We start from the raw sequence: 22346 nt of genomic DNA, 5'->3' as shown, positions 1-22346 counted from the left end.
CAGCCCTCAGCCCATGGAATGGCGGTAGCCGGCGGAGTATGCCCCGGTGACATGGTGTTCCAACTGACGCTCAATATCGCCGAGCAGCGAAGAAGCGCCAAAGCGGAACAGATCGGGCTGCAGCCAACGGTCGCCCAGCTCATCCTTCATCAGTGCCAGATAGACGAGTGCATCCTTGGCCTTGGAGATGCCGCCTGCGGGCTTGTAGCCGACCCGATAGCCGGTGCGGTCATAATAGTCGCGGATCGCGCGGATCATCACCAGCGACACGGGCAGGGTGGCGTTGACGCTTTCCTTGCCGGTGGAAGTCTTGATGAAATCGGCGCCTGCCATCATGCAGATCAGCGAGGCGCGGGCGACGTTTCGCAAGCTGCCCAGCTCGCCGGTTGCGAGGATCGCCTTCACATGGGCGTCGCCGCAGGCCTGGCGGAAGGCCTTCATCTCGTCGTAAAGCGCCTGCCAGTTGCCGGTCAGCACATGGCGGCGCGATATCACGATGTCGATTTCCTCGGCGCCTGCCTTGACGCTTTCCTCAATCTCCGCCAGCCGCAGGTGGAAGGGCGACAGGCCGGCCGGAAAGCCAGTGGAGACCGCGGCAACCGGAATGCCAGTGCCTTGCAGTGCGGCAACAGCCGTGGGGATCATGTCGTGGTAGACGCAGACCGCCCCGGTGGTGAGACCCTCCATCCCCAATGTGCTCAGAACACCGGCGCTGACCGGCTGGCGGGCTTTGGCGCACAAGCGGCGGACACGGCCCTCGGTGTCGTCACCGGAGAGTGTAGTGAGATCAATGAGGCTGATGGCCTTCAGCAGCCAGGCAGCCTGATGGTCTTTCTTCACGCTGCGGCGGCCCGGGAGGGTGGCGCAGCGGTGTTCGATGGCCGACGTATTGGCCTGCACGGCGGCGACCCAGTCCAGGTCCAGCGCCATGCCCGGATTGCGCGGTTCGGCCAGCTGCGGCAACTGCGCGCTTCGTTCAGCGATTTGGCTTTCCATTCGGGGAGTCCTCAGCAGAGTTCCGTGCGAAATTCGCACGGGTGCGGCATATTGGCAAGCGAGCGGCCTCGCAGACGGGCATATTTTTTGACTGAATGGACAAAAATGCAAGCTGCGGGGTGAGGGTGCCTGCGGTTTCCCGTTCGCAGCATGGCTTGCGGGGGCACCTTCCTGTTTTACGGGACTGCAGCCAGATGGCTGCGCATTCCGGTGGCAGAATCGCACATACATGCTAAATTTAGCGGTATGAGCAGTGCAAACCCCCATATCAGCGAAGAATCGCCTTCGAATACCCGGCCAATCATTCGCCAGCTGGATGACAGCGCCATTAACCGGATTGCGGCCGGCGAGGTGGTGGAACGGCCCGCTTCGGCGGTCAAGGAGCTGGTGGAAAATGCCATTGACGCTGGCGCCACCCGCATCACTGTGGAAATCGCCGATGGCGGCAAGACCCTGATCCGGGTGAGTGATGACGGCTGCGGCATGACACCTAAGGATCTGCCGCTGGCGCTGAGCCGTCATGCCACCTCCAAGATCGACGGTTCTGACCTGTTGAACATCCACACCTTCGGCTTCCGCGGCGAGGCGCTGCCCTCGCTTGGCGCGGTCGGGCGGCTGACCATTACCAGCCGGGCGGAAGGGCATGAGGCGGCGCAGATCCGGGTGTCGGGCGGCAGGCTGGAGCCAGTCAAACCGGCGGCGCTGCGGGCGGGCACCATTGTCGAACTGCGCGATCTGTTTTTCGCCACTCCGGCGCGGCTCAAGTTCATGCGCACCGACCGGGCCGAGAGCCAGGCGATTTCCGATACTGTGAAACGGCTGGCGATGGCGGAACCTTCGGTTGGCTTCACCCTGCGCGACGTGCCCGGAGGCAGCGAGGGCCGGGTGACCTTCCGCGCCGATCCTTTGCCGGGAGACTTGTTTGATGCGCTGCACGGGCGGCTGGCTTCGGTTCTGGGGCGTGAGTTTGCCGAAAACGCGCTGAAGATCGACGCGACCCGCGAAGGGATCCGGCTTTTTGGCTATGCGGCGCTGCCGACCTATTCGCGCGGCGCGGCGGTGGCGCAGTTCCTGTTTGTGAATACCCGGCCGGTAAAGGACAAGATGCTGACCGGCGCTCTCAGGGCGGCCTATTTTGATTTCCTCAGCCGCGACAGGCATCCGGCGGCAGCGCTGTTCATTGATTGCGACCCGCAGCTGGTGGACGTGAATGTGCATCCCGCCAAATCCGAGGTGCGCTTCCGCGATCCCGGATTGGCTCGGGGGCTGATCGTGTCTGCCCTGCGCCATGCGCTGGCAGAGGCCGGGCACCGTGCGTCGACCACAGTGGCAGGCGCCACGCTGGGGGCGATGAAACCGGAACAGCCCACGGCGACAGGTGCGCCGCGGATTTATCAGATGGACCGGCCTTCGCTGGGCGCGCGCAGCAGTGCGTACGCGGCGCAATCCCCCGGTTTGCCGCAGGCGTCTCCCTTGGATGCGCCGCCATCGCCGGGTTTTGCCGAATTGCAGGGGGTCTACAGCGGGCAGGTCACAGAGGTGCCAGTGACTCCAGTGTCCCCGGGTCAGGCTTCGGATGCGTCCGGGGCCACCGTGCCCGGGGCAGAAGCCCTGCCGCTGGGCGCGGCGCGCGGCCAGGTGCATGAGAATTACATCATCGCTCAGACTACCGACGGTATGGTGATCGTTGACCAGCACGCAGCACATGAGCGGCTGGTTTATGAAAAGCTGAAACATCAGATGGAAGAGAATGGTGTTGCGGCCCAGGCGCTGCTGATCCCGGAGATTGTTGAGCTCAGCGACAATGACTGTGCTTGCCTCTTGGGCGTGGCGGAGGAACTGGCAAAGTTCGGCCTTGGCATCGAGCCCTTTGGCGGCAGTGCGGTTGCGGTGCGCGAAACCCCGGCGATCCTGGGCGAGGTCAACGCCGAGGCGATGATCAAGGACATCCTGGACGAACTGTCCGACCAGGGCGAAAGCCAGCTGGTGCAAGCCAAGATCGAAGCAATCCTGAGCCGGGTCGCCTGCCATGGTTCAATCCGCTCAGGCCGCCGGATGCGGGGCGAGGAGATGAATGCGCTGCTGCGCGAGATGGAGGCAACACCCCATTCCGGCCAGTGCAATCATGGCCGCCCCACCTATGTGGAACTGAAACTGGCAGATATCGAGCGCCTGTTCGGGCGCACCTGAAAAGAACCCCCGGTAAAGGGAGGACGAGCAGTGACACTGGAACAGACCCAATGGGTCATTTACGCGTTGGCCGGGCTGGCCGCGGTTTTTGCCTTGGCAGGATTGCGTCTACGCGGGGCAGCCCGGCAGTTGGAACATGCCAATGCAGGTCTGAACCAGGAGGCGGCCGGGCTTCGGGCAGAGCTCAAGCGGCTGCCGGAGCTGAACGATGAGCTGACAACGCTGCGCCGCACCAGCGAAAACGAACGCGCCGCCCGCTATCAGGCCGAAGCGCAGGTGCAGGCCTTGAAGGCCGAGCATGCGGCACGGCTGGAAGAGCTCAGCCACATGAACCAGCAGATGGAACACAAGTTTGCATCGCTGGCCTCTGGCGTGCTGAAGCAGAACTCGGAAAACTTCCTGAGCCTGGTCAGCGAACGCTTTCAGGCGCATAGCAAATCGGCGGATGCGGATCTGGCCAAGCGCCATGCCGCCATCGAGGGACTGGTGAAGCCGCTGGATCAGAAACTCGGCCAGTTCGGTGAGCGGATCAAAGAAATCGAGAAGGCCCGCAACGAGGCCTATGGCGCGATCCAGACGCAGGTAAAGTATTTGGCCGATGGTCAGGCGGCGTTGGGCGGCGAGACCCGCAAGCTGGTGCAAGCGCTGCGCGCGCCCAAGACCCGCGGCCGTTGGGGTGAGATGCAGCTGCGCCAGGTATTCGAGATGGCTGGCATGGCCGAGCATGTTGACTATGAGCTGGAGAAAAGCGTCGGCACCGATGACGGTCTGCGCCGCCCCGATGCGGTGGTGCGCATCCCCGGCGGCAAGAGCATTGTGGTGGATGCCAAAACCCCGCTGGAGGGCTATCTGGATGCGCTGGAGGCGGAGACACCGGAACTGCAGCAGGAGGCACTGCTGCGCCATTCGAGCCACGTGAAAACCCATGTGCGTCAGCTTGCGTCGAAATCTTATCAAAGCGCGCTGGGAGAGACGCCGGATTTTGTGGTGATGTTCATCCCCGGTGAGACTTTTGTTTCTGCCGCGGCAGAGGCGGATCCGGGTTTGATTGAATATGCCTTTGAAAACAAGGTCCTGATCGCCACGCCAACCACCCTTATGGCGCTGGTCAAGTCCATTGCCTATGGCTGGCAGCAGGAGAAGATGGCGGAAAATGCGGTCGAAGTGCAGAAGACTGCCAAAGAACTCTATGATCGGCTGGCGACGTTTTCCAAGAGCCTCGCTTCGGTGGGCAAGTCACTGTCGTCATCGGTGAACAACTACAACAAGGCGGTCGGCTCGCTGGAAGCCCGTGTGCTGCCATCGGCGCGCAAATTCGAGGCGATGGGCGTTGTCGCGCAAGGCGCAGAGCTGGAGAACCCCGGCCAGGTGGAAGTCGAGCCGCGCCAGGTGGCGCTGCTGGCGGAGGAGTAAGTGCGGCTTCCGTCCGCGTTCCGCAGGGGCAACCCGGGCGAGGCGGCGCTGCTGCGTGCGGCCGAGGTCGAGGCGGAGCGCATTGTTGCACTGTTGCGGATTGTTGTATCCGCCGGGCTGCTGGCAGCTTTGGTGCTGGCGGTTGACGCGGTGCAGACGGTGGACCAGGATTACCTTTGGCACCAAGTCGGTTTGGCGGCGGCAACCATACTGGCTTACATGGCGGTTGGAGGCCTGAGTTTTGCGGCTATCCGCAAAGGCGTCTTCCGGCACTGGATGATCTGGGCTGCAGTGACCGCGGACGGTGTCTTTCTTTTCCTGAATTCGTGGTTGTCTTTGGTGAATTCCGGGCTATCCGGTGAAGTTGTCTTTGCCATGCCTTCGGCCTGGATGGCACCGCTGATCCTGGCTTTTGGCGTGTTGCGATTCAACCCGCTGCTGCTGGGATACCAAGTGCTGCTGGTTACGGCCGGCCTTTTGTGGCTGGTTCTGTGGGAACCGGCGATCATCTCTGACGCTGCCATGCAGCGGGTGCATTTGGCCATGGCCACCCCCCCCAATCTGATGCGGGTGCTGATGGTGGCGCTGGCCGGTTTGGTGCTGATGGTTGCAGCGCTTCGGATGCGGGGACTGTTGCACCGCTCCATAGAAGAAACGCGGCAGAAGGCCAATCTGACTCGTTATCTGCCGGCCCAAATGGCGGGCCGTCTTGCCGGCGGCGGGCTGGAGGCGCTGCAGGAAGGCCGCCAGCAGAAAATGGCGATCCTGTTCATTGATATCCGCGGCTTCACCAGTTGGTGCGAAGGCCGCGAACCGCAAGATGTCAGCAGACTGATCACCGAATTCCGCAGCCGTGTAGAAAAGGCGGCGGGTCAGACCGGCGGGCTGATCGACAAATACATTGGCGACGCAGCGATGATCCTCTTTGAAGGAGAGCGGGCTGCAGCGCGGGCGCTGAATTGCGCCGAAGAGCTGCTTGCGGAGATGGAGGATTGGGGCCAGGAACGGGAGACCGCTGGAGAAACCGGCCTGGCTGCAGGGATCGGAGTGCATTGGGGCGAGGTGTTTTCAGGTGTCACAGGCACACAGGCACGGCTGGAGTATTCCGTGTTCGGAGACACGGTGAACACTGCGGCGCGGCTGGAGCAGCTGACCAAGACGAATGGCATGGCGCTGATCGCGTCTGCAGCCTTGCTGCAGGAAGCCGGAACAGAGCCTGCGCGCGGCGGCTGGACCAAGCTGCCGGCGGAGCAATTGCGCGGGCGCCGCAGCGGGCTCGCGCTGTTCGGAAAGACGCAAGGCTAGGCACCTCTCCATTTGCCACAGATCAAAGACTTAGGCGTTTGGCCTGCTGTTTGATATGCTGAGGCAGCGAACAGAAGGAATGAGGCTATGCTGGAGATCTCAGCCCGTAAGGTGGCACAGGTGGCGATGATGGCCCGTGAACTGGGTCGGGCTGAAGGGGAACTGCGTGCCTTCATCGACCGGATGGGGGAAGACCAGCAGTCCGAACTGGTTGGTATCATGTGGGTCGGCCGCGGCAGTTTTGAGCCGGAAGAGCTGGATGAAGCGATCTATACCGCCCGGCAGGAAGCAACCACGCCGACCGTCGATTACTTGCTCGGCACGCCGCATTTGGCTGACAATCTTGAGGCTGGTATGGAGGCGTTGGGGGTTGACGTGAACGATGTCGAAGATGATGTGATCGGCCGCTAGGGGCCGCACCGGTTTAAAAGGTATAAGGGCGCCGCAATCCGGCGCCCCTTGTTGTTTCCAGCAACCATCAGGCCTTGCTATCGACGACCTCTAGGTGCTGGGCCAGTTTGCCGATCTCGTCCATCCACTTTTCGACCAGGCCCTTGTCGCTGGGCGCGGCGTGCACGCCGGCAGCGATCCTGCCGTTCATGGCCGCCTCGACGGCGAAGGACACCGGATAGGAGACCAGACGCGCCATTGCGGTGCCGCGGTCGTCGCCCCAGGCGTCCATCACATAGGTTTTATGCCAGACCTCGGTGCCGTCTTTTTCCGCCTGCAAGCCAACGCAGAGCACCACCCGGTCCGGCTCGCCTTCGTCATAGGCGTTCTCGGTCCAGAACTGGTCCGACATTTCCTTGAGGCGGGCGTCGCCTTCGGGCCCGGACAGGGTCTCGACCTCCTTGAACACATCCGCCCAGGCATCCGCCCAGCCGTTGAGGCGCAGGGTGCCGCGGACGAATTCCTTCACTTTCCAGTCCTCGCCGAACTCGTACTGCGCCATGAAGGGGATCGAGTCGCGGTTCGGGTAGACCTCGAAGCTTTCGGGGCTTGGCAGCGGTGCTTCGTAGGAGGAGATCGCATCCCAGGGGCGGGCGACGTCCAGTTCCTGGAAATCGCGGATCGACTTTGACGGCGAACGCAGCGCCTTCAGCACGCCCAGCGGCGACCAGCTGAACTTATAGCGGAACGGGTTCGGTGTCTTGGGGATGCCGCCGCAGTAGGAGATGAAGCTGATCTCGTTTCCCGCGTCAAAGGCATCCGACGTCTTGTAATCCGCCACCAGCGCATGCGCCATCAGGTGGTCTATGCCGGGATCCAGGCCCACCTCGTTGATCAGGCAGGCGCCTGCATCCTTGGCCTTCTGGTCCAGCGCGCGCATTTCCGGTGCGATGTAGGACGACGAGACGAAATGCGCGCCGTGCTCGATGGCCAGCTCGGCCAGCGGCACATGCCAGTCGCCCGGCAGCATCGAAACGATGACGTCTTTAGGGCTCAGCATCTGGCCAAGGTTGGCGATGCTGAAGGCGTGAATGTTGGTGGTCAGATCGCCGACGGCCTCGCGCGCCTTGTCGGTGGTCCGGTTCCAGACCGCCACGTCGTGGCCCGCTTCGAGCAGGCGGCGGAGGCCGGGGATGGCGGAGAGGCCGGTGCCGCACCAGTGAATTGTCATGAGAGTTCTCCCTTGCTTGGTTCCGGCGGCATTCAGCCCGGAAGATGTTCGTTGAATGTGGCTTCCGCCCGGCCCCAGACGCCGGACGTCAGATCGGTCAGTGTCTGCAGCGAGGGCAGCAGCTGAGCGGCGTAGTCCTCGGAGCTTTCCACCGGAAGCATCGACGGCAGGTTGTCGATCGCCATCACGTCGAGCACCGGGTTGTCGGCGACGCGCAGCGCCGGGGCCTCCCAAGCGGTGGCTTGGGTATAGACCGGCACCGGATTGTAATCGCTGTCCGGGTCGCAGGCGACATCGCCGATGGCGGTCAGCTGGCGGTCCGCAGTCAGCGCCTCGCGGGGGACAAAGACCGGGGTGCCGGGGCGGGCGAAGATGCAGTTCAGGAACAGGTCGTGTGCCAGGATCTCCTGGAAAGGGCCGCCGCTGGCGGTCTCAGCCATGTCCCATTTGGTGACCTGAACGCCCATCGCCTCGCAGAGGTCGGCAGCACCGGTGCCGACGCGGCCAAGCGCGCCGATCACAATTGCCGAAGGGCGGTCCTTGTTCAGCGCGTCGAGTTCCGCGCCAAGATCTGCCAGCAGCGCATCCTTGCCGCCATAGACGCCAACCGGACCGCAGAGCTCGCCGCGCTGCTGGGCAGCCCAGGCTTTCAGCGTTACCGCCGCGCCCGCATAGCCCGCCCAATAGCCGAAGGCCGCAACCCGGCGGCCGGCCTCGTCCACCAGGTATTCGAGATCATAAAGGGTCCCGCCGCCGGCCTTGAACCGCTCCAGCAGCGCCTTGCCGGAATGCTGGCCCTTGAAGGCGTGGCCGAACATGATGTGGCGGTGCGGCAGCGGGGTGCCGTCTTCGGGCAGTTCCTTGAGGCCAAAGATGATGGCGTCCGCAGGCGCCTGGGGCCAGGAATTTTCCGGCGCAATTTCGCAGCCTGCATCAATGTAGCCCTGCAGCGGGATCGCCCGCACTGAGCTTTCCTCGACCGTGACCTCGATGCCGCCTGCCTGCAGGGCCTTAGCGCCTTCGGGGGTCAGGCCCACCCGCTCTTCATTGGGGCGCTGTTCGGCCCGTACCCACAGATGCGTCATCGTCATGTCCTTCAAAGCATTCCTTTGGCGTAGACCGCGCGCACGGACTCGCGCTGTTCCATTGCCGTCATGAAATTCTGGATTTTGGGGAAGTTTTCCACATTCACCCCGTCGCCCTTCAGCCAGGTGCAGACCACATAGAGGTAGCAATCGGCGAGGCTGACCGCCTCGCCCAGCACAAACGGCCCGCGCAGGCCGGACTGGCTGAGGTATTCGCAGGAGGCCGCCATCGTCTGGGGCACCATCTTCTGCATGTCCTTCCAACTGGAGCGTTCCTTGGCCCAGCGGTGGCCGCGCCGCATATGGGCGTGGTTCACATGCATGGTGGAGGCGAGGTAGAACATCACCTCGCGCATCCGGGCCAGCAGCACCGGGTCCTGCGGGCGCAGGCCTGCGTCGGGTGCCATGTCAGCGATATATTCCAGCAGCGCGCCGGTCTCGGTCAGGATGCCGCCCTCGACCGCCAGGGCGGGCACGCGGCCCTTGGGGTTGATCTGGGCATAGGCGGCGCCGGTCTGTTCCTTGGCGGCAAAGTCCACCTTGACCGTCTCGTAGTCGATCCGGGCTTCCTCAAGCGCGATGGCGACGGCCACCGAGATGGTGTTGGGGGCGTAATAGAGCTGCATGTCTTTTCCTCCCTCAGGGCATTCAGAGATGTGTCTGGGCTAAATGGCGGTCCGGCGCTTCCAGATGCGGCACTGCGTTGAACAAAACCGGGCTGAGGTGGCCGCCGATGGGGAACAGCCGGTGCATGGAGGTGTTCATGATGGCCAGCGTAACCCGTGCCATGGCCGCGGTTTCGAGCCCCATGGCCTGCCGCAGTGCCATCGAGATCAGCCCGCCGGAGGTGACCACCAGTGCCGGACCCTCGCCCGCAGCGATGTCGTCCAGCGCTTGGCGGGTGCGGGTCTCGAAGGCTTCCCAGCTTTCGTAAGGCTCGGCAATGTCGCCGGCTGCCCAGGCGGCAAAGACCTTTGGCAGATGCTCGACAAAGCCCTCGCGCTCTTCCGGGATCGGCAGCCCGTGCTGATCGCGCATCGCCTCGGCGAGGGTGAAATACTCCATTTCGTTCAGGCGGGCGTCTTGCACCGGAGCGGCAAAGCCCATCGATGCAGCGGTTTCGATATGCCGGGTCAGCGTGCCGCAATAGATGCGCGGATGATGGCTGCCGCTGGCGCGCAGGTGGTCACCCAGCCAGGCTGACTGCTGATGGCCCAGATCGCTGAGACGGTCATAGCTGGCCTCGTCCCGGGCGCCGGTGTTGGCCTGGCCGTGGCGGATCAGCGTGATGTGGGACATGGGCAGGCGGCTCCGTTGTTACCGGGGAAGTCTTAGGGGAGGTTCCGGGCAGAGGGAAGGGCAGGCTTGGCGCTGCACGGATCAAATTCGTTGAGGGCTGCCGAAACATGGCGCAATGTGCCTCTGTCAGTTTGGAGACTCGGCATGCCCCTCGACCCTCAGCGCTTTACCGGCGACTTGCACGTGCTTCGCAGTTTTGGCGCGTCCGGCGTAGGTAAGGGAGTGGTGCGGCAGGCCTACTCAGATGCGGACTATGCCGCGCGCCAATGGCTGGCCCAACGGATGAAAGATGCTGGTTTAGAGCTGCATTTTGACCCGCTCGGCAACCTGTTCGGACTGGCCGGAGAGAAGAGCCTGCTGGTGGGGTCGCACAGCGACAGCCAGCCCGAAGGCGGCTGGCTGGACGGCGCGCTGGGCGTTGCAGCCGGGCTAGAGATTGCCCGCGCCGCGAAGGAGGATGGCAGGCCGCCCATCTCATGCGTCAGTTTCCAGGATGAGGAGGGGCGGTTCGGAGTGCTGACCGGCTCGGACGTCTGGACCGGCAAGCTGGCGCTGGCGGAGGCGGACGGGTTTACAGACACTCAGGGCAACACGCTTGCGGACATGCGGGCACAGATGGCGGACCTGGCCGGGGGTTTCCTGCCGCACGACCGGTTCTGCGGATTTCTGGAAATGCATATCGAACAGGGGCCGTATTTGGAGGAAGCCGGGCTTGGGCTTGGGCTTGGAGTGGTGACGGATATCGTCGGCATCCGCGATGTGCGAATCACGTTTGAGGGCCGTCAGAACCATGCCGGCACCACGCCGATGCACCTGCGCCGGGATGCCTTTCAGGCTCTGTCGGCCTTCAACACGGCGCTGAGCAGCCGCTTCGAGAATGTGGTCACGCCTGCCACGGTTTGGACTATCGGTCATGTGGCGTTGCATCCCAATGCGTCCTCTGTTGTGCCCGGGCGCGTCGAATTTTCCGTGCAATGGCGAGATGCTGATGCAGACCGGCTGGCGCGGATGGAAACGCTCATCAAGGCGACAGCGCAGGAGATTGCGGCCGATCACGGTGTGGCATCGGAGCTTGGCCCGGTGAAGGGCTTGGACCCGGAGGCGATGGATGCCCGGTTTCAGGCAGAGTTGGGTGCCGCCGCCGAGATACTTGCACCGGGCAAGTGGCAAAAGATGCCGTCGGGAGCTTTGCATGATGCGGCTAATCTTGCGGCGGTGATGCCTGCGGCTATGCTGTTTGTGCCCTCAATCGGCGGCATAAGCCATGCCTTTGACGAGGATACGGCGGAGGCGGATCTGGTTCTGGGCCTGCAGGTGCTGGATCGCGCTGCCCGGGTGTTGGCTGTGTGATTTGCCGGCAGGTTCTCCCACCTGTTCCCGAACATCGTGCGGGATGTGCTCTCACAGTTGGGCCGGGCGCCGCTGGCGCGGCGCAGTCAGTCCCGGCCGTAGCCGCGTTTGAGCATCCGGTTGCGGTGCCTGTCGGCGGCCAGGGAAGCCTCGCGCAGATTGCCATAGATGTTGATGACGCTTTGCCCGTTGCCGCCGGCTATGCCCCATTCGCGCAGCACGGAGACCTCGGAAAACAGGTTCATGGCCAGCTCAATGCGGTAAAACCGGGACGGGCGCGAAGGGGCTTGGCGGTAGAGCAGACAGGTGGCCATGACCTGATTCTACGTCAAGCGATTCGCCGCGGCAAGAATCTCTGTGCCGTGCTGACAAGTGTGAGGCTTAAGAGCGCGGAAGACAGCGCCGCCACGGCGAACGCCAGCATAGCCGGAATGGACAAGGGCGGTGAAATACTGCAGCTGCGTCTTCTTTCGACCTCTTACTTGGAAGAAAGAGCGTAGCACAGGCAAATTGGTTTTCTACCAGAACAGGGTCAGCCCCAATCCACATCTCCCAAGAAGATGTAGCCCGCGCCATAGATCGTCTTGATCAGACGCGGGTTCTTGGGGTCTTCGCGCAGCTTGGTGCGCAGGCGGGAGACGCGCACATCCATTGCCCGGTCAAAGCTTTCACCTGCCGCACCGCCAAGCGCCTCCTGCATCTGGGCGCGGGAGATCAGCCGTTTGGGGCTGTCGAGGAACAACCGCAGTACTTCGCCCTCGGCATGGGAAAACGGGGTTTCGCAGCCTGTGTCATCTTCCAGCACATAGCGGTCGAAATGCGCGATCCAGCCTGAGAACCGGGCAGTGTCGCTGGCTGGAGCCGCTGTGCGGGGGGCGCTGCGCAGACGGGCGCGGACACGGGCGACCACTTCGGCCGGATCAAACGGTTTGGTGATGTAGTCATCAGCTCCCAGTTCCAGCCCTGTCACCCGGTCCTGCACCTGGGCGCGGCCGGAGATGATGATGACCGCCGCGCCCTGTTCCAGTGCAAGCCGGTGCACCAACGTCAGCCCATCCGTGTCGGGCAGTGACAGGTCTACCAGGCAGACATCCGGTGTCATCCGGTTCAGAGCCGCCTCAAACTCGCGCGCGCGGGCGAAGCTTTGGGTGCGAAAGCCTGCGTCCTCCAGCGTGCTGGTCAGGATCCGGCGGATTTCCGGCTCGTCATCCAGGATGGTGACCAAGGGCGATGTCATGCGGCAGGCTCCGGTTTGATCAGCGCGGACAGTTGGTGCGTGGTGAATGGTTTGCGCAATACCGGGCCGCATTTCAAGGCCTTGCGGAACAACGGGTCGCTGACGGGAAGGGACGTCATCAGGATGCAAGGCAGGTTTGAGCCGTCCAGCCGGGTTGCGAGGTCTATGCCGGTGGCAGTTCCCTCCAGTTTGATGTCGGAGAGCACCAGCGCGATGTCCGGCAAATCGGCGGTGAGCGCACTGGCTTCGTCCACGCTGGCCGCTTCGATCACCGAGTAGCCAAGATCAATCAGCATATCGCGAAAGGCGGCACGCAGCTCCTGGCTGTCCTCGACCAGCAGGGCCATGCCGCCCTTGGCATCAGGCGCCAATCGGTAGGGCAGGCGCAGGGTGACCGAAGCGCCGGTTTGGGTGTTGCTGATCCGCATGTCGCCGCCGGCCAGTTTGGCCATGTCGTAGACCATTGGCAGGCCAAGACCGGAGCCTTCGCTGCCTTTGGTGGTGAAGAAAGGATTCAACGCCTTGTCCAGCGCTTCGGGGGAGAAACCGGGGCCACTGTCAGTCACCGTGATTTCCACCCAGGTCTGCCCGACTGCGTGGGCGCTGACAGTTATCTGGCCGGAAGTTCCGCAAGCGTCGCGGGCGTTCAGGATCAGGTTCAAGAGTGCATCCTGCAGCTTGCCGCTGTCCAAAAGCAGCACCTCGTCCGGCATGTTATCAAGGATGCTTAGCCCAATTCCCTGCGGCAGAGAGGGAGAGGCGAGGATCTTCAATTCACCCAGCAGCGCATGCATGTCGGCCGCCTGCGGGCGCAAGGTGCGCTGGCCCGTCATTTCGGCAATCCGGCTCAGCAGCCGGCCGCCGCGCTTGGCGGCGAAAAGCGTGCCTTGGACCAGTTCGCTGGCCTCGCTGTTCAGCCCCATTTTCTCCAGCTTGCTTTGCATGCCGAGGATTATGGTCAAGAGATTGGAGAAATCATGCGCCAGGCCGCTGGTCATCTGCGCTGCCATCTCGCGGCGGCGCGCCTGTTGCAGGGCCACACGGGCCTGAGTTTCTTCGGTTACATCCATTGACAGGATATAGACGCCGCCGTGCTGATCCGGGGTGAACGCTACCCGGATGCGGCGGCTGCCGTGGCTTTCGGTGAACTCGAATACCGGGCTGCTGCCCTTGTAGGCGGCCAGCAAATGCGGCTCAATCCGGTCAAAAGCAGCCTCTCCCAGCGCGTCTGCGATATGCATGCCCAGGATTTCAGAGGGGCGGCTGGGAAACACCGAGCTGAGGCGGCGGTTGGTGTAGGTGTAAAAACCGTCCGCATCGACGTGGGCGATATGGGCGGGCATCATCTCTGTCGTCAGCCGGGTGCGGCCTTCGATCTCGGTCAGCTGGCGCTTGGCCTCTTCCAGGGCTGTATTGGTGGCCTCCAGCTGGCGGTTGGCGGCGGATAGTTCCTCGGTATGGGTGATCAGCTTTTCCGAAAGTTCCTCGGACCGGGAACGCAGCAGCTGTTCAGCCTGTTTGGCGCGGGTGATGTCGGTATAGACAGTGACCCAGCCCCCCTGCGGCAATGGCGAGCCTTCGATCGAAATCATCTGCCCGTTGGGCCGTTCACGCTCCAGGTAGTGCGGCACAAAATCCAGTGCTTGATCGACCCGGTTTTGCACGATGTCCTTGATATCTGTTTCCGGCGCATATTCACCGGCTTCTGCTAGAAAACGGATGGTGTCGGCAAAGGGCGCGCCCGGCTGCACCAGGTGATCGGGCAGAGAGAACATCTCTTGGAAGCGCCTGTTGCAGACCGCCAGGCGCAGATCGTTGTCATAGATCGACAGCGCCTGGGCGATCAGGTTCAGCCCGGCGGTAGTCATGGCGGCGTGCGGCTTGCTTGTTCGGTTCATGGTTCTCCCCGCTTCATGGCTAGCACTGCGGTGGGTGCGGGGCAAATTGCCATTCAGCCGCGGGAGAAGGCCATGCAGTCGCGTCAGACTGGCAATCGCCTATAGGGTTACTGGACGCAGTGAGCGGAAGATGCGGCATCCGATGTGAAACCTGAAACGCCTGCCCGCTGTGTTTGATTCGAATCCCGGCCAGTTCGTGCGCATCCCGCGCGCTTTGCCCCGTCGTGTTTCCGAGCGCTGAAGGATTTTGTGTGTCCGGTGGCACGGCAGCTTGCGTAACAGCCGGTAAAACAAGGGGAACAGCGTTGTTACAATTCGTAAGATTTGGGAAAACATCAGGAAAAAGTTGACGGGCTATTCTTTGCACGTCCCTACTCGGGGCCAGAACCGCGGGCAGCGGTCAGTCCGGCAGGAACGCCGGAAAGGGAGGAAAGAAAGTTGGCTCAGATGCAGATGGGCGCCGAAGGGATGCAATCCCTGCCGGCGCTGCTTCAACGCAATGCGGCGCAATTCGCAGACGCGCCGGCCTACCGGGAAAAAGAATTCGGCATTTGGCAATGCTGGACTTGGGCCGAGGCGGCAAAGGAAATCGAGGCACTGGCGCTGGGCCTCATCAACCTTGGCGTGAATGAGGGCGATTTTGTCGCTATCATCGGCCGCAACCGTCCTTATCTCTACTGGTCGATGGTTGCCGCGCAGGCGGTGGGTGCAGTGCCGGTACCGCTCTATCAGGACGCGGTGGCCGAGGAGATGGCCTATGTGCTGGGCCATTGCGGCGCGCGCTTCGTGATCGTGGGCGATCAGGAGCAGGCCGACAAGGTGATCGAGATCCAGGATCAGCTGCATCAGTTCGAGCATATGATCTATCTCGACCCGCGCGGTATGCGGAAATACGACCATACCCAACTGCATGAGTTTAGCCATATCCAGGATCAGGGCCGCGCGGCGCGTGACGAGCTGACCGGCGAGCTGCAGGCGCGTCAAGCCAAGCTGACCTACGACAGCACCTGCGTAATGCTTTACACCTCCGGCACTACCGGCAAGCCCAAGGGTGTGGTGCTTTCGAACCGGAATGTGATCCAAAGCGCGAAAAACTCGGCTGAGTTCGACCATCTGACCCTGGGTGAGAACATCCTGTCCTACTTGCCTATGGCCTGGGTGGGTGACTTTATCTTCTCAATTGGCCAGGCCTACTGGTGCGGCTTCTGCGTGAACTGCCCGGAAAGCGCTGACACCATGATGACCGACTTGCGCGAAATCGGTCCGACCTATTTTTTCGCTCCGCCGCGGGTGTTCGAGGGCCAGCTGACCAATGTGATGATCCGGATGGAGGACGCGGGCGCGCTGAAGCGCAAGATGTTCCACCATTTCCTGGCGCATGCGAAAAAGGTTGGTGGCGACATTCTGGATGGCAAGCCAGTTGGCCTGATGGACCGGCTGAAATACGCGCTGGGCAATGTGCTGGTCTACGGTCCGCTCAAGGACACACTAGGCTATGGACGCATCCGCGTCGGCTATACCGCAGGGGAGGCGATAGGGCCGGAGATTTTTGATTTCTACCGCTCTCTGGGCATCAATCTGAAACAGCTTTACGGCCAGACCGAGGCCACCGTGTTCATCACCGTGCAGCCGGATGGCGAAGTGCGCGCCGATACCGTAGGGGTTCCTGCACCGGAGGTGGAGATCAAGATCGGCGACAACGGCGAGATCTACTACCGCTCTCCCGGCACGTTCGTGGAGTATTTCAACAATCCTGACTCTACCGCTTCAACCAAGGATCCGGAGGGCTGGGTAGCCACCGGCGATGCTGGTTTCTTTGAGGAAGGCTCCGGCCACCTGCGGATAATCGACCGTGCCAAGGACGTGGGCAAGATGGCCGATGGTGCGATGTTTGCGCCCAAGTATGTTGAAAACAAGCTGAAATTCTACCCGGACATTCTGGAAGCTGTGTTGTTTGGCAATGGTAAAGACCGCTGCGTGGCCTTCATCAATATTGATCTTACAGCAGTTGGAAACTGGGCCGAGCGCAATAATATCGCCTATGCATCCTATCAGGAACTGGCCGGGCATCCGCAGGTTCTGGAGTCTATCCGTGAGCATGTGACGGCGGTGAACCAATCGGTGGCGGAAGACCCGATGCTGTCAGGCTGCCAGATCCACCGCTTTGTGGTTCTGCACAAGGAACTGGATGCGGATGACGGCGAAATGACCCGCACCCGCAAAGTGCGCCGCCGCATCGTCGAGGAGAAGTTCGACGACATCATTACGGCGCTGTACGACGGCTCGGAGCAGGTCTCGACAGTGACTGAAGTGACCTATGAAGACGGACGCAAGGGGTCGATCAGCGCGACGTTGACCATAGTCGATGCGGACGTGAAACCGGTTGCGGTTCACAAGGTGGCCGCAGAATGATGCACGTATTTGCGGAGAAAAATCTGCCCCGTGCCGGGCAGGCCGGGCCGATCTCAGATCAAGTCGGGATTGAGGCCGGGATTGAAGGCCGTGTTGACCACCTGCTGGATCTTGAAGGGAGAGCTGAACCCGTGTGTCTGCTCGATGATCGAGGTCAGGCTTTCGGATTGGCTGAGGCCCATCTGCTTGCATTCGACGGCCATCTTCAGAAGGCAGGAATGTTCAAGTTCGCCAAACATTGCTTTGGTCTCCTTGCTGCTCGTTTTGAACAAGTATCGCATGGAAATCTTAAAATTTCTATGTGGCAGAATAATGGAGGCCGTTGTTATGCTTGACAATTCCTTAAGCTATGTCACCGAAGACGGTCGCACCATCGGTGGTGTGGTGATGGAAATGAAGAACATCACCCTGCGGTTCGGCGGTGTGGTGGCGATCAAGGACATCTCCTTTGACATCCGCGAGGGCGAGATCCGCGCGATCATCGGCCCCAACGGCGCCGGCAAATCCTCGATGCTGAATGTGATCTCGGGGTTCTATGTGCCGCAGGAAGGCGAAGTGCTGTTCCACGGCAAGAAGCGCCCGCAGATGCGCCCGTATGAGGTGGCACGTCAGGGCATCGCACGCACGTTCCAGAATATCGCGCTGTTCGAAGGCATGAGCGTGCTGGACAACGTGATGACAGGACGGCTCAACCATATGAAAACAGGCCTGTTTTCGCAGGCTTTGTGGAAGGGTAAGGCGGAAAAGGAAGAGACCGAAAACCGCGAGGTTGTAGAGCGGATCATCGACTTTCTGGAGATCCAGCACATCCGCAAGACCCCGGTGTCCCGGCTGCCTTATGGCCTGAAGAAACGGGTCGAACTGGCCCGCGCGCTGGCTGCGGAGCCAAAGCTGCTGCTGCTGGATGAACCGATGGCCGGCATGAACGTCGAGGAGAAGGAGGACATGTCCCGCTTTATCCTGGATGTGAACGACGAATTCGGCACCACCATCGCCCTGATCGAGCACGACATGGGGGTGGTGATGGATCTGTCGGACCGAGTCGTGGTGATGGACTACGGCAAAAAAATCGGCGACGGCACCCCGGATGAGGTGCGCAATAACCAGGATGTGATCGACGCCTATCTGGGGGTCAGCCATGACTGAGTTGCAATGCAGCAACACCCGGCCCCGGCAGGGTAACACCCATACACCCCTTGTGCCCCCCCTGTGCCCCGCCGCAGTGCAGAATTCCGAGGAGAGCATCTAATGCCCGAACAACTCGTCTTTGCGATGGAAGTGACGCTGAACGGCCTGATGGCAGGCGTTCTGTACGCGCTGGTCGCGCTGGGCTTCGTGCTGATCTACAAGGCCTCCGGCATTTTCAACTATGCCCAGGGCGTGATGGCGCTGTTTGCGGCGATGACGTTGGTGGGGATCATGCAGGGGCAGGTGCCCTTTGCGCATATCATCAACGCGGTCTTTGGCGGTCATATCACCCATTTCGGCTGGAACGTGCCGGGGGTTCTGGCGATTGCGCTGACCATTGGCGTCATGGTTCTGCTGGCGTGGCTGGTGCAGGTTTTGGTGATGAAGCATCTGGTGGGGCAGGAGCCGATTATCCTGTTCATGGCCACCATTGGCCTGGCCTATTTCCTGGAAGGCGTTGCCGACCTGATGTGGGGTTCCGAGATTAAGACGCTGGACGTCGGTCTGCCGCAGGGCATCAACCTGTGGATCGACGAGGCCACCTTCAACATCTTCGGCTACGGCTTCTTTATCGACAATCTGGACATTGTGGCGACGGTGATTGCTGCGCTGCTGGTGGCGGGGCTGGTCTGCTTTGCCCAATACACCAAGCAGGGCCGGGCGATGCGTGCGGTGGCGGATGACCATCAGGCGGCGCTGTCGGTCGGTATCTCGCTGAACTTCATCTGGGTGCTGGTCTGGTCGGTTGCCGGGTTTGTAGCGCTGGTTGCGGGCATCGTCTGGGGCACCAAGTCCGGCGTGCAGTTCTCGCTGTCGCTGATCGCGCTGAAGGCGCTGCCGGTGCTGATGCTGGGCGGCTTCACCTCGATCCCCGGCGCCATTGTCGGCGGGCTGATCATCGGTGTGGGCGAGAAACTTTTCGAGTTCGCCATCGGCCCGATGGTCGGCGGTGCCACCGAGAACTGGTTTGCCTATGTGCTGGCGTTGATCTTTCTGGTGTTCCGTCCGCAGGGTCTGTTCGGGGAGAAGATCATTGAACGGGTCTGATCCGCATATGACCTGCTCCCGGAACGTTCAGCTTTCGAGCCGGCGGAAGGCGGCGATGACAATGGCGGCGAACACCGTGGCGATCAGCGTGAAGGCGATGGTCAGATCGCCGATCAGCTGCCCGGCCAGGAGCGTTAGCAGACCAGCCCCGAGAAGCCCCATCAGCATCAGCCCCCAGGGGCCGGGTGCGGTCCCGGAGGTTTCCCTGCGTGTCTCCCGGCGCGGCGGCTCGAACTCGCACGGCGGCAGCACTGTTGCATCTTCCACCGTTGCCAGCAGCCGGCCCTTGGCCTCTGCAAATTCGGCAGCGGATATATCACCCTTTTTCCGCGCGGCCTCCAGCCGCCGGATTTCCTCGAAAATCGCGGTCATTGATCCCACTCACTTTACCCAAGAACAGGGTGGCAGAAAGAAATGGGCAAAATGTGGCCAAGCACGGATTTCTGACAAACTGGTTAACGGCGGGGCGGCGGCATGACCAAGGCGATTGCCGTCATCAACGTGATTGCCTGGGCGGGCTTTTGGGCGTTCGGATACCTGGCGCTGACGGCGGAAGGGTTCACGGAAACCCAGATCGTCACCGCATCGCTGCTGGCAGCCTCAGGCCTGATCACCGGCATCATTGCATACCTGCGTCTGGTGCGCGGCAGCGAGTGCAGCGGCTATGCCAAACCGTCGAACCGGATGACCCGCGCGCAGCGCGACGCGGCGCAGGCGCAATGGGGGCAGATCGAATGACTGCCGCCGCTGAAATATCAAAGACAAACACCCGGACCGGGCCCCGTTTGCAACAGAAAGGGAGCATCTGAGACATGTTCTACCGTGAAGCCGGAGATTTCAAAGTCTCCTACGCCGATGACAGCCAGACCTTCCCGATCAAGTTCGACCGCGTCCGCTATTACGTGGTGCTGGCGGTGGCGTTCGGCATCATCCCCTTCCTGGTCAATGACTACTGGGCCAATGCGATCCTGCTGCCGTTCCTGATCTATTCCATTGCGGCGATCGGGCTGAACATTCTTGTTGGATACTGCGGGCAGGTGAGCCTTGGCACCGGCGGGTTCATGGCCGTTGGCGCCTATGCCTGCTACAAGCTGATGACGGCCTTTCCAGAGGTCAGCATGTTCATTCATGTGCTGCTGGCGGGCGGCATTACCGCGGTGGTCTGTGTGGCCTTCGGCCTGCCGTCCCTGCGGATCAAGGGCTTCTACCTGGCGGTGGCGACGCTGGCGGCGCAGTTCTTCCTGGTGTGGCTGTTCAATCGGGTGCCGTGGTTCTACAACTATTCGGCGTCGGGCCAGATCAACGCGCCGGAGCGCGATACTTTCGGCATCCTAATCACCGGCCCCAATGCGCCGGCCTGGGCCACCTATCTGTTCTGTCTGATCTTCCTTGCGTTCTGCGCGCTGGTTGCCCGCAACCTGACCCGCGGCACCGTGGGCCGCAGCTGGATGGCAATCCGCGACATGGATATCGCGGCTGAAATCATCGGGGTGAACCCGCTGAAGGCGAAACTGACGGCTTTTGCGGTGTCCGGCTTTTTCATCGGGATTTCCGGCGCGCTGTTCTTTGCGGTCTACCTGGGTGCGGTCGAGGTCGGCGAGGCCTTTGGTATCAACAAGTCGTTCCTGGTGCTGTTCATGGTGATCCTGGGCGGTCTGGGCTCGATCTTCGGCTCCTTTGCCGGCGCGGCCTTCCTGGTGCTGCTGCCGGTGGTGCTGAAGGTGGTAGGCGTCGATCTTCTGGGCTGGCCCACCGATATCGTGGCGCATTTTCAGCTGGTGATCGTGGGGGCGCTGATTGTGGTGTTCCTGATCGCCGAGCCGCACGGCATGGCGCAGCTGTGGCGCGTCGCCAAGGAAAAACTGAGACTGTGGCCCTTCCCGCACTGATGCGGGCGGCCTTGAGAGCTGGCGGGGAGAAAAGCAAGACCACCCCCGTTTTTGAGAAACAATCGGATAAGACCATAGGGAGGATTTAAGCCGATGAAAAAGACACTGACCACACTGGCGCTGGGCGCCGCGATGGCAGCCGGTCCGGCAATGGCGGACCTGGTGTTCCCGGACCTCAGCTACCGGACAGGGCCTTATGCGGCGGGCGGCATTCCGTTCTCGGACGGCTATAACGACTATTTCACCCTGCTGAATGAACGCGATGGCGGTATCGGCGGCGTGCCGGCCAAGGTGATCGAATGCGAGACCGGCTATAACACCGAAAAAGGCGTGGAATGCTATGAGTCTACCAAGGGCCAGGGCGCGCTGATCTATCAGCCGCTGTCCACCGGCATTACCTATCAGCTGATCCCCAAGGTGACCGCGGACAACATCCCGCTGCACACCATGGGCTATGGCCGCACCTCGGCGGCAAACGGCGAAGTGTTCAGCCATGTGTTCAACTATCCCGCCAACTACTGGAACGGCGCCTCGGGCGTTGTGAACTACCTGCTGGAATCCAACGGCGGCGACGTCAGCGGCAAGAAGATTGCGCTGATCTATCATAACTCTGCCTATGGCAAGGAGCCGATCCGCACCCTGGAGGAGCTGTCTAAGAAGCATGGCTTCGAACTGATCGCCCTGCCGGTGGATCACCCGGGCCAGGAACAGAAGTCGCAATGGCTGCAGATCCGCCGCGAGCGTCCCGACAATGTCGTGATGTGGGGCTGGGGTGTGATGAACCAGGTGGCGATTCAGGAAGCCGCCAACATCCGCTTCCCGATGGAGAACTTCATCGGCGTGTGGTGGTCCGGTGCCGAGCATGACGTGATGCCGGCGGGCGCCAAGGCGGATGGCTACAAGGCGGTGACTTTCCACAACGTGGGCCGCGACTTCCCTGTGTTTGACGACATCCAGAAGTATGTCGTGGACGCAGGCAAGGCTGCAGGTGCCGGCGATCAGGTGGGCAACGTTCTGTATAACCGCGGCATGTACGCGGCGATGCTGGCTGCCGAGGCCGCTAAAACCGCGCAAGACATCCACGGCACCGGGGATATCGACGCTGCGATGATGCGGGACGGCATGGAAGCGCTGGTAATCGACGAAGCCAAGATGGCTGCGCTGGGGATGCCGAACTTTGGCCCGACCTTCAATGTTTCCTGCGATAACCACGGCGGCCCTGGCCTGGTGGGTGTGACCCAGTGGGATGCGGAGAGCAAAACCTGGTCGCTGATCTCGGACTTCAAACCGTCCGATACCGAAGTGATCGGCAAGTTGATCGAGGAAGATTCGGGCGCCTATGCGGCTGAAAACAACATTGAGCCCCGCTGCAACTAAGGGCTTGGCGGCTCTGCCTTGGCAGAGCCTGGAACAACT

21 protein-coding genes are annotated in these 22346 nt (G+C 61.8%); 11 read left to right on the top strand and 10 right to left on the bottom strand.

The features are described from left to right. Positions 1-6: 6 nt before the first annotated feature. Positions 7-996, bottom strand: a complete 990-nt coding sequence (gene deoC / locus A2I95_RS03565; protein ID WP_291727922.1) for a deoxyribose-phosphate aldolase — start codon at positions 994-996, stop codon at positions 7-9. A gap of 246 nt (positions 997-1242) precedes the next feature. Here deoC and mutL point away from each other — a divergent pair, with 246 nt between their 5' ends. The 4 genes from mutL to A2I95_RS03545 all read left to right on the top strand — a co-directional run bounded on the left by mutL (position 1243) and on the right by A2I95_RS03545 (position 6315). Beyond that, a complete protein-coding gene (gene mutL, locus A2I95_RS03560) occupies positions 1243-3186 on the top strand; it encodes a DNA mismatch repair endonuclease MutL (protein WP_291727920.1) in 1944 nt (647 codons plus the stop codon). Positions 3187-3216: 30 nt separating this feature from the next. Further along, the gene (locus tag A2I95_RS03555) at positions 3217-4599 is read left to right on the top strand and encodes a DNA recombination protein RmuC (RefSeq protein WP_291727918.1); all 1383 of its coding nucleotides are present in this window, start codon (positions 3217-3219) and stop codon (positions 4597-4599) included. Beyond that, positions 4600-5904, top strand: a complete 1305-nt coding sequence (locus A2I95_RS03550) for an adenylate/guanylate cyclase domain-containing protein (RefSeq protein WP_291727916.1) — start codon at positions 4600-4602, stop codon at positions 5902-5904. An 87-nt stretch (positions 5905-5991) separates the two neighbouring features. Further along, positions 5992-6315: a DUF3775 domain-containing protein gene (locus A2I95_RS03545; RefSeq protein ID WP_291727914.1), complete on the top strand. Its 324-nt coding sequence runs from the start codon at positions 5992-5994 to the stop codon at positions 6313-6315. Positions 6316-6382: 67 nt separating this feature from the next. Here A2I95_RS03545 and A2I95_RS03540 read toward each other — a convergent pair whose 3' ends face one another. The 4 genes from A2I95_RS03540 to A2I95_RS03525 are packed head-to-tail and all read right to left on the bottom strand — an operon-like array spanning position 6383 to position 9909. Beyond that, positions 6383-7525, bottom strand: coding sequence for a saccharopine dehydrogenase family protein (locus A2I95_RS03540; RefSeq protein WP_291727912.1), 1143 nt, complete (start codon positions 7523-7525; stop codon positions 6383-6385). A gap of 32 nt (positions 7526-7557) precedes the next feature. Continuing rightward, the gene (locus A2I95_RS03535; RefSeq protein ID WP_291727910.1) at positions 7558-8610 is read right to left on the bottom strand and encodes a saccharopine dehydrogenase; all 1053 of its coding nucleotides are present in this window, start codon (positions 8608-8610) and stop codon (positions 7558-7560) included. A gap of 11 nt (positions 8611-8621) precedes the next feature. Next, complete coding sequence (locus tag A2I95_RS03530) at positions 8622-9236, bottom strand: glutathione S-transferase family protein (RefSeq protein ID WP_291727908.1); 615 nt, start codon at positions 9234-9236, stop codon at positions 8622-8624. 22 nt (positions 9237-9258) lie between these two features. After that, the gene (locus tag A2I95_RS03525) at positions 9259-9909 is read right to left on the bottom strand and encodes a histidine phosphatase family protein (protein ID WP_291727906.1); all 651 of its coding nucleotides are present in this window, start codon (positions 9907-9909) and stop codon (positions 9259-9261) included. A 144-nt stretch (positions 9910-10053) separates the two neighbouring features. Here A2I95_RS03525 and A2I95_RS03520 point away from each other — a divergent pair, with 144 nt between their 5' ends. After that, positions 10054-11259, top strand: a complete 1206-nt coding sequence (locus A2I95_RS03520; RefSeq protein ID WP_291727904.1) for a hydantoinase/carbamoylase family amidase — start codon at positions 10054-10056, stop codon at positions 11257-11259. Positions 11260-11345: 86 nt separating this feature from the next. Here the strand turns inward: A2I95_RS03520 and A2I95_RS03515 are convergent, their stop codons facing one another. From A2I95_RS03515 to A2I95_RS03505, 3 genes are all read right to left on the bottom strand, one after another. Further along, on the bottom strand, positions 11346-11573 hold the full coding sequence (locus tag A2I95_RS03515; RefSeq protein WP_291727903.1) for a WGR domain-containing protein: 228 nt from the start codon (positions 11571-11573) through the stop codon (positions 11346-11348). Positions 11574-11791: 218 nt separating this feature from the next. After that, positions 11792-12496: a response regulator transcription factor gene (locus A2I95_RS03510; RefSeq protein ID WP_291727901.1), complete on the bottom strand. Its 705-nt coding sequence runs from the start codon at positions 12494-12496 to the stop codon at positions 11792-11794. Then, positions 12493-14394, bottom strand: a complete 1902-nt coding sequence (locus tag A2I95_RS03505) for a PAS-domain containing protein (RefSeq protein ID WP_291727899.1) — start codon at positions 14392-14394, stop codon at positions 12493-12495. Before A2I95_RS03505 ends, A2I95_RS03510 begins: the two co-directional genes overlap by 4 nt. Positions 14395-14841: 447 nt before the next feature. Here A2I95_RS03505 and A2I95_RS03500 point away from each other — a divergent pair, with 447 nt between their 5' ends. Next, a complete protein-coding gene (locus A2I95_RS03500) occupies positions 14842-16806 on the top strand; it encodes an AMP-binding protein (protein ID WP_291728193.1) in 1965 nt (654 codons plus the stop codon). A 53-nt stretch (positions 16807-16859) separates the two neighbouring features. On the opposite strand, the gene A2I95_RS03495 is transcribed toward A2I95_RS03500, so the two are convergent. Continuing rightward, on the bottom strand, positions 16860-17045 hold the full coding sequence (locus A2I95_RS03495) for a hypothetical protein (protein WP_027257200.1): 186 nt from the start codon (positions 17043-17045) through the stop codon (positions 16860-16862). An 88-nt stretch (positions 17046-17133) separates the two neighbouring features. On the opposite strand from A2I95_RS03495, the gene A2I95_RS03490 reads away from it, so the two are divergent. Then, positions 17134-17952 (top strand): ABC transporter ATP-binding protein, encoded by an 819-nt coding sequence (locus A2I95_RS03490; protein WP_291727895.1) that lies wholly within the window; start codon positions 17134-17136, stop codon positions 17950-17952. A gap of 102 nt (positions 17953-18054) precedes the next feature. Continuing rightward, on the top strand, positions 18055-19041 hold the full coding sequence (locus A2I95_RS03485) for a branched-chain amino acid ABC transporter permease (RefSeq protein ID WP_291727893.1): 987 nt from the start codon (positions 18055-18057) through the stop codon (positions 19039-19041). A 27-nt stretch (positions 19042-19068) separates the two neighbouring features. Here A2I95_RS03485 and A2I95_RS03480 read toward each other — a convergent pair whose 3' ends face one another. Continuing rightward, positions 19069-19413 (bottom strand): SHOCT domain-containing protein, encoded by a 345-nt coding sequence (locus tag A2I95_RS03480; RefSeq protein ID WP_291727891.1) that lies wholly within the window; start codon positions 19411-19413, stop codon positions 19069-19071. A gap of 102 nt (positions 19414-19515) precedes the next feature. On the opposite strand from A2I95_RS03480, the gene A2I95_RS03475 reads away from it, so the two are divergent. The 3 genes from A2I95_RS03475 to A2I95_RS03465 all read left to right on the top strand — a co-directional run bounded on the left by A2I95_RS03475 (position 19516) and on the right by A2I95_RS03465 (position 22307). Further along, positions 19516-19779 carry a hypothetical protein gene (locus A2I95_RS03475; RefSeq protein WP_291727890.1) on the top strand — a complete coding sequence of 88 codons (264 nt, stop codon included), beginning with the start codon at positions 19516-19518 and terminating at the stop codon, positions 19777-19779. A 74-nt stretch (positions 19780-19853) separates the two neighbouring features. Beyond that, on the top strand, positions 19854-20930 hold the full coding sequence (locus tag A2I95_RS03470; RefSeq protein ID WP_291727888.1) for a branched-chain amino acid ABC transporter permease: 1077 nt from the start codon (positions 19854-19856) through the stop codon (positions 20928-20930). Positions 20931-21023: 93 nt separating this feature from the next. Next, complete coding sequence (locus A2I95_RS03465; RefSeq protein ID WP_291727886.1) at positions 21024-22307, top strand: ABC transporter substrate-binding protein; 1284 nt, start codon at positions 21024-21026, stop codon at positions 22305-22307. The last annotated feature ends 39 nt before the right edge of the window (positions 22308-22346 follow it).

Source organism: Leisingera sp. F5, assembly GCF_001593695.1.
This window is presented reverse-complemented; position numbering and strand designations above follow the sequence as displayed.

Bases quoted from the DNA above. Each gene is read 5' to 3' on its own strand.
- A2I95_RS03535 (WP_291727910.1), bottom strand. From the start codon at position 8,610: ATGACGCATCTGTGGGTACGGGCCGAACAGCGCCCCAATGAAGAGCGG.
- A2I95_RS03495 (WP_027257200.1), bottom strand. From the start codon at position 17,045: ATGTTTGGCGAACTTGAACATTCCTGCCTTCTGAAGATGGCCGTCGAA.
- A2I95_RS03480 (WP_291727891.1), bottom strand. From the start codon at position 19,413: ATGACCGCGATTTTCGAGGAAATCCGGCGGCTGGAGGCCGCGCGGAAA.
- A2I95_RS03540 (WP_291727912.1), bottom strand. From the start codon at position 7,525: ATGACAATTCACTGGTGCGGCACCGGCCTCTCCGCCATCCCCGGCCTC.
- mutL (WP_291727920.1), top strand. From the start codon at position 1,243: ATGAGCAGTGCAAACCCCCATATCAGCGAAGAATCGCCTTCGAATACC.
- A2I95_RS03475 (WP_291727890.1), top strand. From the start codon at position 19,516: ATGACCAAGGCGATTGCCGTCATCAACGTGATTGCCTGGGCGGGCTTT.
- A2I95_RS03520 (WP_291727904.1), top strand. From the start codon at position 10,054: ATGCCCCTCGACCCTCAGCGCTTTACCGGCGACTTGCACGTGCTTCGC.
- A2I95_RS03500 (WP_291728193.1), top strand. From the start codon at position 14,842: ATGCAGATGGGCGCCGAAGGGATGCAATCCCTGCCGGCGCTGCTTCAA.
- A2I95_RS03505 (WP_291727899.1), bottom strand. From the start codon at position 14,394: ATGAACCGAACAAGCAAGCCGCACGCCGCCATGACTACCGCCGGGCTG.
- A2I95_RS03510 (WP_291727901.1), bottom strand. From the start codon at position 12,496: ATGACATCGCCCTTGGTCACCATCCTGGATGACGAGCCGGAAATCCGC.
- A2I95_RS03465 (WP_291727886.1), top strand. From the start codon at position 21,024: ATGAAAAAGACACTGACCACACTGGCGCTGGGCGCCGCGATGGCAGCC.
- deoC (WP_291727922.1), bottom strand. From the start codon at position 996: ATGGAAAGCCAAATCGCTGAACGAAGCGCGCAGTTGCCGCAGCTGGCC.
- A2I95_RS03545 (WP_291727914.1), top strand. From the start codon at position 5,992: ATGCTGGAGATCTCAGCCCGTAAGGTGGCACAGGTGGCGATGATGGCC.
- A2I95_RS03530 (WP_291727908.1), bottom strand. From the start codon at position 9,236: ATGCAGCTCTATTACGCCCCCAACACCATCTCGGTGGCCGTCGCCATC.
- A2I95_RS03470 (WP_291727888.1), top strand. From the start codon at position 19,854: ATGTTCTACCGTGAAGCCGGAGATTTCAAAGTCTCCTACGCCGATGAC.
- A2I95_RS03525 (WP_291727906.1), bottom strand. From the start codon at position 9,909: ATGTCCCACATCACGCTGATCCGCCACGGCCAGGCCAACACCGGCGCC.
- A2I95_RS03485 (WP_291727893.1), top strand. From the start codon at position 18,055: ATGCCCGAACAACTCGTCTTTGCGATGGAAGTGACGCTGAACGGCCTG.
- A2I95_RS03490 (WP_291727895.1), top strand. From the start codon at position 17,134: ATGCTTGACAATTCCTTAAGCTATGTCACCGAAGACGGTCGCACCATC.
- A2I95_RS03515 (WP_291727903.1), bottom strand. From the start codon at position 11,573: ATGGCCACCTGTCTGCTCTACCGCCAAGCCCCTTCGCGCCCGTCCCGG.